Raw genomic sequence first — 12485 nt, forward strand, 5'->3', positions numbered from 1 at the left:
ATAATCATTCAGTCACTTTTAACAGCAGCTAGTGGATCAGAAAAATACCCAACTGAAAGAAATTCAGAAGGCTTAGCTACATCCGAATTTAAATTACTTTGAGATTAATAGGGTATTTTCTAATTTTAGAATATCAACAGACAACCTGAACCCCCAACAAATGAAACAATTCTTAACCTGCATCATAATTACCATCAGTTGTATAAGCTCCCTTTTTGCGCAAAAAACAAACCCTCAGCTTCCCAATATCATCGTCATATTTATGGATGATATGGGTTATGGAGATTTAGGAGTAACCGGAGCACTGGATTATGAAACACCTGTTTTGGACGCCATGGCGAATAAAGGAATTCGATTTACCAATTTCTTAGTGCCACAGGCGGTATGTTCCGCATCCAGATCGGCTTTATTGACCGGAAATTACCCGAATAGAATGGGGATTCAAGGAGCCTATGGTCCCAATGTAAAAAAAGGATTAGCGAGCGAGGAGATCACCCTTGCCGAAATGTTAAAGAGTAAAGGCTATGCTACGCAGATGATTGGAAAATGGCATTTGGGAAATGAACCTCAATTTCTTCCTACCAAACAAGGGTTTGACCATTACCTCGGTCTACCCTATTCCAATGATATGTGGCCGGTTGAATTTGATGGAAGCCCTTCCAAACCTGGAAGCCAATACAGTCGTTATCCAGTATTGCCTTTGTTGGAGATCAACAGTGAACAAGTCGTTCCAGATACTATCCGCAAGATTAAAACCCTAGAGGACCAAGCTACATTAACATCGACCTATACGCATGCTGCCGTCGATTTCATCCAAGCGCATAAAAAGAAACCCTTTTTCTTATACTTGGCACATAGCATGACGCATGTTCCCATTGCAGCTTCAGAGCGCTTTCGTGGAAGTTCCAAACAAGGTTTGTTTGGTGATGTCATGCATGAGGTAGATTGGTCCATGCAGGAAATACTAAAAACTTTAAAACAGAATAAAATCGAAGACAATACTTTAATTGTTTTTACGAGTGATAATGGCCCTTGGTTAAACTTTGGAAATCATAATGGATCTCCTGCAGGTTTCCGTGAAGGCAAAGGCGCTGGTTGGGAAGGTGGTGTTCGAGTGCCTTGCATCTTGTATTGGCCAAAGCAAATAAAAGAAGGCCGCATAAATAATCACCTGAGCAGTAGCATGGATATATTTGCCAGTATTGCGGAATTGGTAGGTTATGATCAACATCCGCATAAAATTGACGGCATCAGCTTTCTATCGACCATCTACAATGCTAAAGCAGGACCGCATCGAGATAGGATGTATTATTATTACAATCGCAATGATCTTGAGGCCGTTCGATTGGACAATTGGAAACTCGTCTTCCCACATCAATATCGTTCTTATGAAGAGGTGATGCCGGCAGACAATGGTTTTGCAGGGAAATACAACAGTAAACGTACGACTGAACTAGAATTATATGATTTACGAAGAGATCCAGGCGAACGCTATAATGTGATTACGATGTATCCGGAAATTAAAGAAAAGTTATTACAAATTGCCGAGGAGGCACGTGAAGACTTAGGAGATGATTTGACCAAACGGTCTGGGAAAAACCGCCGACCGGTAGGTCAGCTTCCTTAAAATCATTACAGCTTGGTAGCACGCAGCATTTCACGTTTTCCAGGTGCACCTGGGGCCTTTTCTATTTGAAAGCCTAAGGACTTCATGGCACGTTTTAAATTGCCTGTAATGGCATATGTTACAAAAACTGCCCCTGGATTCAGGAATTGGCTGATGTGGCTTAAAGTTTCCAGTGTCCACATCTCCGGTTGATGTATTTCTGCAAAGGCATCAAAATAAACCACGTCAAAGCGATCTACTGTTTCAAAGTCCATGACTTTATCAACAGCCACTTTCCATTGTATATCACCTGAAAACTGGACTTTATGATTTAAGGCTTGGGGGTATTTTTCTAAAAAGAAATCCCAAATAGTTGTTGCAATATATTCGTTGTACCCCGATTGGGCGATCAATTCTTCCGTCAAAGGATAGGCTTCAATACCGACATAATCCAATGTAATTTGATTCTGCGAGGTCCAATCAGCGGTATTTAGGAAATTTAAGCCTGTTCCGAAACCGATCTCCAATATGGCAACATTCGTTTTGCCCGACATTTCCAACCAATGACGAAGACCCGTATTAAGGAATACGTGTTTACTTTCTTGCTGTGCACCATGCTTCGAGTGATAGTGTTCTCCAACTTCTGCGTGGTAGAGTGTTTTCGATCCATCAGCCGTTTGTACAAATTCCATGCTTGATTATTTTGAGCAAATCTACAAGAAACTATCAGGGCAAGCGAATTATTTTATGCTTTTCCTTACTACATCCAGCAGCTAAACCCACTAAAATTAAAGTTGACATTCTGAAAAAAACCGTTAATTTAGCCTTACAAATTACTTAAATGAACAGCATTCTAAAAAATTACGGAAGTATCATCCTACTTCTGTTAGGAATAACCATTGGAAGCCTGATCGGTCGTTTTACGCCACAATATGTAGATATCCTGAAACCTGTCGGGGATATCTTCTTAAACCTATTGTTTGTATCTGTAATTCCACTATTATTTTTCGCCATATCTTCTTCGATAGCCAATATTGAGGACAGTAATAAACTAGGTCGTACCATCATCATTATGACGATTGTATTTATTAGTACCATCATCATCGCAGCCGTACTGACCATTGCCGGATTATGGGCTTTTCCAGTAACAGCAATTAGGGATGCTTCCGCTGCCCTAGACCCCCTGACAGGCAATGCCAATGAGACTTGGGGCGATCGAATCGTACGCTTTTTGTCAGTAGATGAATTTGGGAATTTGCTTTCACGTAAAAGTATTTTGGCCTTTGTCATTTTTGCTTTATTAGTCGGTGTTGCTACCCGTAAATCTGGGGAAGCAGGCAAGCATTTCACTGCCTTCTTAAATGCTGGTAATAAAGTGATGGAGAACTTATTGACCTTGATCATGAAGGCTGGACCTATCGGTTTGGGTGCTTATTTTGCTTATCAAGTTAAAACCTTAGGCCCGGAACTGTTTGGTTTTTATGCTAAACCATTGGGATTTTATTACGCCTTTGGAATGGTTTTCTTCATCGTCATTTTCAGTGTTTATGCTTTTTTAGCACGAGGAGGCAAAGGTGTTGGATCCTATTGGAGGCACAACATCTCCCCTTCATTGACAGCACTAAGTACCTGTAGCAGCTTGGCAACATTGCCTGCCAATCTATTAGCATCCAATAAAATGGGCATTCCTAAGGAAATATCCAGCATTGTCGTGCCTTTAGGAAACACACTCTATAAAAATGGCTCTGCCATTTCCTCCATATTAAAAATCTATGTAGCTTTTTCAATTTTAGGTTGGAACTTCTTTGAACCAAGTACGTTAATTACTGCAGTTGGAATTACCTTACTGGTATCTATGGTTGCAGGCGGTATTCCTAACGGCGGATTTATCGGTGAGATGCTGATGATCTCCATTTATGGTATTCCAAATGAAGCTGTGCCTTCTATTTTAATTATCGGCGCTTTGGTTGATCCATTGGCTACCGTATTAAATGCTACTGGCGATACGGTTGCTGCTATGTTAGTCACTCGATTCTCAGGAGAAAAGTTTAAAGCGGATAGTATAGAAGCTTAAAGACATCGGCTAAAAACACTTGATTTAGTTTAATGGTTAACTTTTTTTACTATATTCGAAAAAAAACATTAAAATGGAGCTATTAAACAAGAATTTATTTAAGTGTATTTTACTTTTGTTTCTTTTTACATCGTGTGGGAAGGGCGATATTCAAATTGTAGATGAACCAGAGCCATCAGCATTAAAAGCTAACATTTATACATTCGATCAATCACAGATTAAAACGGATGAAAAGTTTAGCATATTGGGTTACAGCTATGATGTTACCAAGGAATATCTTGCTAGCACATCTTATAAAAAACCGGTGATTGATGTACAGAAGTTAGATGCCGCATTAAAGACTTCCATTGTTATCAATCCAGAATCAGGATCTCTTAATAATTCTTATGCTGGAATAAATGCCAATGAATATTTGTTGGATATAACGAATAGATCTGGTGTAAAATCCAAATTGGAATTAAGCAACCCTAAGCAACTTCTTTTTACAGGTAGTATTACTGAAAACAAAGCCTTAAAAGATAACAAACATCAATCTAATGATGTCGGTTTAGCTTCTACAGATATCGTTCGATACATAAAATCCTTACATATCGAAGAAACGCCTTCTACTATTCAACAATATGTTACAGCTGCTTTTCTGAAAGATTTGGAAACATTGTCTCCAGATAAGTTTGTCGAAACTTATGGTACACATGTATTAACGAACATTTCAATTGGTGGGAAACTACGTGTTTTATATAAAAATAATGTTATCAAAAATTCAGATTCAGCGAATAAATTAAAGGATTTAATTGAGCAATTTAGCGGTTTACTAAAAACAGCGAAAATAGATTTATTCGTCGCAACCAAAAGTAAGAGTGAGTCGCTTATTCATAGAGAAAATTATGATGAAGAATTCTACTTTATTTCTGATCGGGATGCTGGAATAGGAATGGATTATAACAAAGAGCTAAAAACAAATATCCCTAATCTTCAAAAATTAGAATGGGAAAAGTCCATTACGAATGCAAATGCTACTTTAGCGGATGTTGATTGGGAGAAAACCTATCCTATTTATGATTTTATTCCTCAATCTCATCAAAAATACACACAAGCCATTAAAGCGGCCGTGATCAAATACATCGAAACAAAAAAATTGTAAGCTTCCAGACGGAACTGAAGAATAAATCGAGCCGATTTTGATTGTATAACACAAATTATACAATCAAAATGGGTTCTTGATAGCAGAAACACAAACTTAAATCCTTCAGTTAAGCCATCCCCACCCAACCCTCCTCCATTAAATTTCATCTTTTCTTTAAAATGCTTTCATCTTTAATAGGCAGAATAACCTAAGCAATAATCACTTACACGCAAAAGCAAGAGTAAATTAGAACAATTCTAAATAACTGCAAATAATTGCTAATTTCATTCCTTCCCTTAGTATTTCGTAAATTTGCAGTTGGATAATAGTATTTAGAAGATAATGAAGAAGAGTTCTATCATTTTAATGGTAATCATTGCGGTAGCAATTGCGATGATTTTAGTGATTTACACCGACTCCAGTACGTATTCTACTTTTACGGAAGCAAAGGAAAAGAATACGGAATTGTATGTTGTAGGTGTATTGAACAAACAGAAGGAATTGACATATGATCCTGTGAAGGATGCAAATCATTTTTCTTTTTACATGTATGACAACGACAGTACAGAGTGTCAAGTGGTATTCAATGGTTCAAAGCCACAGGATATCGAGCGTTCTGAACAGATCGTATTAACTGGTAAAATGGAAGGTAATACGTTCCATGCGAGTAAAATATTGATGAAGTGTCCTTCGAAGTACAATCAAGATCAAATGGAGGTTCAAGAGATTACCGCAGAGCCAAAAACAGCATCAGTAAACTAATTCAATAACAGTTAACCATATATGGACGTCAATTACGTTGGGGAGAATCTCCTTCCTGGAAAGATTGGGCAATTCTTTGTTGTATTATCATTCGGAGCAGCCTTATTTTCCTTAATATCTTATTTCTTCGCCGCGAAACAACCTGAGGATAAATCCTGGAAAACACTGGGACGCATAGGTTTTTGGCTTAATGCCTTATCCATCCTCGTTATCGGATCTACTCTTTTCTACATTATCTACAATCACTTTTTTGAATATCATTACGCTTGGTCGCATTCATCAACGACCCTTCCTACGCATTATATCATTTCTGCTTTTTGGGAAGGACAGGAAGGAAGTTTCTGGTTATGGATGTTTTGGCAAGTCATCTTAGGAATAGTATTGGTTTTTAGAGCGAAGACTTGGGAAGCACCCGTTATGACTTTTGTCATGCTGTGTCAGCTTTTCTTAGCTTCCATGCTTTTAGGTGTTGAGATCTTTGGCTCACGTGTGGGTAGTTCACCCTTTATCCTTTTACGTGATGCCATGGACTGGCCTTTCTTAAAAGACCCTAACTACTTAAGCATGATTAAAGATGGTCGTGGCTTAAATCCATTGTTACAGAACTATTGGATGGTTATCCACCCTCCTACTTTATTCTTAGGATTTGCCTCGATGATTGTTCCTTTTGCCTATGCAGCAGCTGGATTATGGCAAAAACGCTATAAAGAGTGGATTAATCCTGGATTACCATGGGCACTTTTTGCTGTTATGATCTTAGGAGCAGGTATTATCATGGGTTCTTTCTGGGCTTATGAAGCATTGAACTTTGGCGGTTTCTGGGCATGGGATCCTGTAGAGAATGTATCCATTATTCCATGGTTTACATTGATTGCAGCGGTACACGTTATGATTGCCTTTAAAAATACAGGTCATGCATACTTTACTTCGGCATTCTTATGTTTGATCAGCTTTGTGCTGGTTATTTATGCTTCTTACCTAACACGTAGTGGTATTCTGGGAGAAACTTCAGTTCACTCCTTTACCAGCTTGGGTATGTCTGGACAGTTGATACTTTTCAACTTGACATTCTTAGGCATCATGATCTTTTTCTTGACAACGCGTAAAAAGCAGATGCCAAGTACACAAAAAGAAGAAGAAATCTATTCTCGTGAATTCTGGTTGTTTATCGGTGCATTGGTATTAACAGTTGCCTGTGTGCAGATGATCGCGACAACCTCTATTCCGGTATTCAACGCTTTATTTGGTACTAAGGTCGCTCCACCGATTGACCCTATTCCACATTATAACAAATGGCAGGGTGCTTTTGCAGTTGTTGTTATGTTATTGACGGCATTTACACAATTCTTAAAATACAAACGTTCTGATGTTAAGAAATTCTGGGCAGCAACGATCGCTTCATTAGTATTTGCTGTTTTCATTTCAGCAGCCATCGTTTACTTTACGAAGGTTTACACCAACATCATGTACATCCTCATCACCTTCTCTGCGGTATTTGGTATTCTTGCCAACTTACGTATTCTAGGTGATGCATTCAAAGGCAAATGGCGTTTAGCAGGTTCTGCTGTATCCCACATTGGTTTTGGGTTATTATTAATCGGAGCTTTGATCGCTGCGGCTACCAATGAGGTTATTTCTGTAAACAACAGTAATTACATCGCCGTTGCAGGTTTTGATAAAGTTGAAAAACCAGGTGAGAATTTATTCTTGACAGAAGGTGAGCCCGTACAGATGGGCGATTATAAAATTACCTATGTGGGCGATTCAATAGCTGCTCCGAACGTATTTTATAAAATTAAATACGAAAAGATTGACGAGGAAACAGGCAAAGTATTGGAATCCTTTATTCTTAGTCCATTTGCACAGAATAATCCGCAAATGGGAGGATTAATTGGAACTCCAGGTACGAAGCATTTCTTGACACACGATATTTATACCTTGATTACTGCTGCGGCATCTGATTCACAAGCTGGTGTTACACCGAAAGAAGAAGGTAAAGGCACGAATTTGGAAGAATATGATGAGCCAGCTACTTATCAGGTGGCGGTTGGGGATACCTTGAGATACCGTAATGGTTATTATGTGATCGAGGGTGTTGACCACAATGCGAATGTAGAAAACATGTCCAAAGGGGCTAATGATCTCATGGTTAAAATGAAGATCAAGATTGTCGCTGCTGATGGAAAAGAATTTAATGCAGACCCTGTATTTGTATTGAAGAACAACAATTACTTTGACTTCCCGAAAACGGTTGAAGAACAAGGGTTGATGTTCCGCTTCACGAAGATACTTCCTGCAGAGAAGAAGTTAGAACTAATGGCTTACCAGAAGCCATTACCTCAAAAGAAATGGGTGGTATTTAAAGCAATTAAATTCCCTTACATCAACTTCTTCTGGTGTGGAACGATCGTGATGACCATCGGTTTCTGTATGGCAATCTACCGTCGTGTAAAAGATGGAAAAAACAAAGGATCTAAAGAATTAGCTTAATGAAAATTGTTCTGATTGGAAGTGGTAATTTAGCGACCCATCTGGGTAAGGCTATCCTGAAATTAGAACAGCATCAGCTTATTCAAGTTTATAGTAAAACATTAGCCAATGCTGAAGCATTGGCTAATGTTTTATCCGTACCTGCGATTGCTGATCTAGCGGATCTCCAAACAGATGCAGATCTTTATATACTGCCGGTAAGTGATGCTGCTATTGCTTCCGTATCAGATTCTCTTCCTAAAGATTTAAAAGGAATAGTTATTCACTGCTCTGGGGCTACTCCAATGGAGCAGTTGCAAAACAATCTTAATCATGGGGTTATCTATCCTATTCAAAGCTTCTCAAAAACAGTGGATGTCGATCTACAGCAAGTTCCATTGGGCGTAGAAGGATCTTCAGATTTAGTAGAAAGCAAACTTACAGCATTCGCCAAAGACCTATCGAATCAAGTATTTCCATGTTCAACAGAACAAAGACTTGCAATTCATGTCGCTGCAGTCTTTGCGAATAATTTCACGAATGCCCTTTTCCAAGTGTCATATGAGCTCATGGAACAACATGGATTATCCTTTGATTTGATACGTCCCATCATTCTGGAGACGGCAGAAAAGGTTCAAAAACAAGTCCCTGCCCTTGTTCAGACAGGTCCTGCTATACGAAATGATGAAATTACGATGCAAAGACATTTGCAGTTTATTAGCAGCAATCCAGATTGGCAACTTATTTACCAACAAATATCAACCCTTATTACAAAAAGAAAAGGGAAAAAGGACGAAAATTAGAAAATCATTAAATCTTCAATACAAAGGTTAATTCTTTTCATATCATCAACTAACTTACTAATTTTGCACTTTAAATAACCGGAGCTTGCTGGCTATGAATTAATAATGGCACATTTATAGCAGCATTTGTAAAAGGTATTTATAAATTTAAATTGGATTAAGCACAAGATAAACATCATGCCTGTAAGAAATCTCATTCTCGGTATTATTATCGTAATCAACCTGATTATTATTTCATTTGGGTTAATCTTTACCCCAAGTTGGTTTTGGTTACTTATTATCCCTCTGCCTTTATTGATTGTCGCAATTTACCACGGCTTCCAAACAAGCCATGCAATCTTGCGTAACTATCCGGTAGTAGGTTATTTCCGTTACTTTTTAGAATCTATCCGTCCAGAGTTACGTCAGTATTTCTGGGAATCGGATACAGATGGTCGTCCATTCAACAGACGCCAACGTAGTATTGTTTACCAACGTGCGAAGAACCAACGTGAGACGGTTGCATTTGGTATGCAGTCTGACCCGCAAACCATAGGTAACGAATGGGCTGCGCACAGTATATTCCCTGTCCACATCGAAGATCATAACCTTCGTACTATGGTGGGAAACAGCGCTTGTAAGCAACCTTATAGCTTAAGTGTATTCAATATCTCAGCAATGAGTTATGGTGCCTTGAGCCGTACAGCAATCACTGCATTAAACAAAGGTGCTGCTTTGCAGAACTTTGCGCATAATACAGGTGAAGGTGGTATCAGCCAATACCATATTTCTGGTGGTGACTTAATTTGGCAAGTAGGTACAGGATATTTCGGTTGTCGTGATGAGCACGGTTACTTTGAACCAAATTTATTCCGCGAGAAATCAACTCGTCCGTATGTTAAAATGATAGAGTTGAAACTATCTCAAGGTGCTAAACCAGGTCATGGTGGTATTCTACCAGCGGCTAAAAACACGCCAGAGGTAGCAGCAATCCGTCACGTAGTACCTGGAACAGATGTGATGTCTCCTCCTGCTCACTCTTCTTTTACTAATCCGGTAGAGATGATGCACTTCATCCAAAAGATGCGTGAGTTATCAGACTACAAACCAGTTGGTTTTAAATTATGTATTGGAGATAAGCAAGAGTTTATTGACATCTGTCAAGCCATGCAAGAGACGCAAATCATGCCTGACTTTATTTCGGTGGATGGTTCAGAGGGTGGTACAGGTGCTGCACCATTGGAATTTACCGATAACTTAGGTATGCCTTTATATGATGCTTTGGCATTTGTGACCACTACGCTAATTAATTTCGGATTAAAGAAACATATTAAAATCATCGTTTCCAGTCGTATCGTTACAGGATTTGACATCCTAAAGGTTATTGCATTAGGTGCAGATGCTTGTTATTCTGCACGTGGAATGATGTTCGCTTTAGGATGTATCCAAGCCTTGAAATGTAATGAGGACGTTTGTCCAGTAGGTGTTGCAACGCAACGTCCATACTTATACAAAGGATTGAATGTGGATGATAAATACGTACGTGTTGCTCAATTCCACAGAAATACACTTCGTGCTACGGTGGAAATTATGGAAGCCTGTGGTTTCAAAACCTTAGACGATGTATCTGCGGATAAATTCTTCCGTAAAGTGGATAGCCAGAACACCTTGAGTTTCCAAGATATCTATTTCAAATCTACTGGTAAATTAGTGAATAGCCGTAGCGATTTCGCACCAGAGGTATTTGATTAATAGAAAGATGATCAAGAAATAGGACCTATTTTAGGTTGTTAAAAACTATCTCTAAAAGTTGTTGAGCTTGTTGCATGGATTTCTTATCCACGCCGCTCATCGCTTCGGAGATAGTTTTTTCTGCTTGTAGCATACACTTGTCTTTCAACTTGTGCCCTAAAGCAGTCAAATATATCTGGTTGGTTCTTTTGTCGCCTGAACTACATACGCGAACCAATAGCTTTTGCTTCTCTAAATTAGAAATCAATCGAGACACCGAAGGCTTATCTCGGAAGGTCAATCTGGCCAAATCTTGTTGACTTAATCCCTCTGCATCCCATAGAAAATAAAGAATACTCCACTGCTCTGCAGTGATATTCAATCCACTCTCTTTAAAATTTCGTTGTAGTCTTCTGCCAATGGCCGTAGACACTCTCCCCGTTAGGAAAGAATAAAATTCATCCGCGTAACGCGTCTCATCACTCATCATGTAAGGTTAATTTGGTGGCTAAGTTGCCTTTGCAATAATAAAATAAAAATATATAAAAGCAAATTATTTTAGAAATACACAAGCTTTTGCTCGATTAATTCATTATATTTAGACTATGGAAAATCCATTTGGAATAGGTCTATTGATAATTGCTGGTATTATTTATAAGGTTTATAAATCATTTCAGGAGGAACAGAACAAAGCTAAGGAGCGCATGGAAAAACTAAAGCGTCAGCAGCAGACTGTAACGAAACAAGCCGATATTCCTATGCCAAAACGTCAAATGAGGCATCCTGCACCTAATATCCCTCATCAAAAACAAGAAACTGTTCAACAGAAACCTAGGTTTGAAGATTACCCAGAATTTAGAGAAGTTCAGAAACCTATCGTTAAAGAAGATGTCATCTACAGGAAAGAAATGCCTGAAGAAGTGGTGCATATCCAAGAAATGAAGCGGATCCAAAAGGAGCGATATTCAACCCAAAAAAGTAAGGATACGACCAATAAGCTTAAGCATGTAGAATTACAGCCTTTGGAAGAACATGGCTTTGACCTGAGACAAGCAGTTATTCAAGAGGCCATACTAAGAAGGCCCTATCAAGACTAAGCCGCTTTTAAACTAATTCAGCTATTATAAGATTTTAAATTGATCCTGATCGTTCAAGAAAGGGAACTGCGCCCTATTGTCTTCCAAATCCTTTGGATTCAAGGTAAAAGTATATAGATCTTCATCCTCTGGTTTATAATAAACCACATCTCCACTTGGGGCAATACACATTGATCCTCCAGAATAGTAAACTTCTTTACCATCATGTCCTACCCTATTAACACCAATTACGTAGGACTGGTTTTCAATTGCACGAGCAGGGATTAAAGCTCGCCAATGTGCAGAGCGTTTATCTGGCCAACTGGCTGTGTAAACTAATAAATCATATGCTGCATTTTGGTTTCTTGACCACGCCGGGAATCGGAGGTCATAGCATACCATTGGACAGATACGCCAACCTTTTAATTGGAAAATGATACGGGATTGACCTGCTGTAAAGATTTTGTCCTCTCCGCCCATACCAAATAGGTGCCTCTTATCGTAATGTACAAAGCTGCCATCCGGAGACATCCAAATAAAACGATTGTAATACTTGCCAGACTCCTCGATTATCAAAGAGCCTGCAACCACACATCCAAATTTCTGCGAAGTCTCATACAACCAATGCATGGTCTTCCCATTCATGGTCTCTGCACACTTCTCCACATTGGTCGTAAAACCCGTATTAAACATCTCTGGCAAGATGATTAAATCCGTTTTTTCACGTAGTGAAGACAACCTTAAACCGAGGTTCTGAAGGTTCTTATCTACGTTCTCCCAAAATAGGTAAGCTTGAAATATGGTGATTTTTAATGGCTCCATTCGAATTACGATACGCTATATGCTACAAAATAAAAAAAAC

Annotated in this window: 11 protein-coding genes; 8 read left to right on the plus strand and 3 right to left on the minus strand. The window is 38.8% G+C overall.

From position 1 onward, the window contains the following. Positions 1 to 160: 160 nt before the first annotated feature. On the plus strand, positions 161 to 1627 hold the full coding sequence (locus ABD676_RS01840; RefSeq protein ID WP_344672968.1) for a sulfatase family protein: 1467 nt from the start codon (positions 161 to 163) through the stop codon (positions 1625 to 1627). Between the two features lie 5 nt (positions 1628 to 1632). Here ABD676_RS01840 and mnmC2 read toward each other — a convergent pair whose 3' ends face one another. Next, positions 1633 to 2298 (minus strand): tRNA (5-methylaminomethyl-2-thiouridine)(34)-methyltransferase MnmC2, encoded by a 666-nt coding sequence (mnmC2, locus tag ABD676_RS01845; protein ID WP_344672969.1) that lies wholly within the window; start codon positions 2296 to 2298, stop codon positions 1633 to 1635. Between the two features lie 149 nt (positions 2299 to 2447). Between mnmC2 and ABD676_RS01850 the strand changes: the two genes are divergently transcribed. From ABD676_RS01850 to ABD676_RS01875, 6 genes are all read left to right on the plus strand, one after another. Next, positions 2448 to 3680: a dicarboxylate/amino acid:cation symporter gene (locus ABD676_RS01850; protein ID WP_344672970.1), complete on the plus strand. Its 1233-nt coding sequence runs from the start codon at positions 2448 to 2450 to the stop codon at positions 3678 to 3680. A gap of 73 nt (positions 3681 to 3753) precedes the next feature. Further along, complete coding sequence (locus ABD676_RS01855) at positions 3754 to 4821, plus strand: MAC/perforin domain-containing protein (RefSeq protein WP_344672971.1); 1068 nt, start codon at positions 3754 to 3756, stop codon at positions 4819 to 4821. A 324-nt stretch (positions 4822 to 5145) separates the two neighbouring features. Next, entirely contained in the window at positions 5146 to 5565 is a 420-nt protein-coding gene (locus ABD676_RS01860; protein WP_344672972.1) for a cytochrome c maturation protein CcmE domain-containing protein, read from the plus strand. A gap of 21 nt (positions 5566 to 5586) precedes the next feature. Next, the gene (locus ABD676_RS01865; protein ID WP_344672973.1) at positions 5587 to 8055 is read left to right on the plus strand and encodes a heme lyase CcmF/NrfE family subunit; all 2469 of its coding nucleotides are present in this window, start codon (positions 5587 to 5589) and stop codon (positions 8053 to 8055) included. Then, positions 8055 to 8837 carry a Rossmann-like and DUF2520 domain-containing protein gene (locus ABD676_RS01870; protein ID WP_344672974.1) on the plus strand — a complete coding sequence of 261 codons (783 nt, stop codon included), beginning with the start codon at positions 8055 to 8057 and terminating at the stop codon, positions 8835 to 8837. The genes ABD676_RS01865 and ABD676_RS01870 overlap by 1 nt, the downstream gene beginning before the upstream one ends. Positions 8838 to 9014: 177 nt before the next feature. Then, entirely contained in the window at positions 9015 to 10568 is a 1554-nt protein-coding gene (locus ABD676_RS01875; RefSeq protein ID WP_344672975.1) for an FMN-binding glutamate synthase family protein, read from the plus strand. Between the two features lie 25 nt (positions 10569 to 10593). On the opposite strand, the gene ABD676_RS01880 is transcribed toward ABD676_RS01875, so the two are convergent. Then, a complete protein-coding gene (locus ABD676_RS01880; protein ID WP_344672976.1) occupies positions 10594 to 11037 on the minus strand; it encodes a MarR family winged helix-turn-helix transcriptional regulator in 444 nt (147 codons plus the stop codon). A gap of 115 nt (positions 11038 to 11152) precedes the next feature. Here ABD676_RS01880 and ABD676_RS01885 point away from each other — a divergent pair, with 115 nt between their 5' ends. Further along, positions 11153 to 11644, plus strand: coding sequence for a hypothetical protein (locus ABD676_RS01885; RefSeq protein ID WP_344672977.1), 492 nt, complete (start codon positions 11153 to 11155; stop codon positions 11642 to 11644). 24 nt (positions 11645 to 11668) lie between these two features. Here the strand turns inward: ABD676_RS01885 and ABD676_RS01890 are convergent, their stop codons facing one another. After that, positions 11669 to 12445: an amidohydrolase gene (locus tag ABD676_RS01890; protein ID WP_344672978.1), complete on the minus strand. Its 777-nt coding sequence runs from the start codon at positions 12443 to 12445 to the stop codon at positions 11669 to 11671. Positions 12446 to 12485: the final 40 nt, after the last annotated feature.

The organism is Sphingobacterium kyonggiense (assembly GCF_039536825.1).
Lineage (GTDB): Bacteria > Bacteroidota > Bacteroidia > Sphingobacteriales > Sphingobacteriaceae > Sphingobacterium > Sphingobacterium kyonggiense.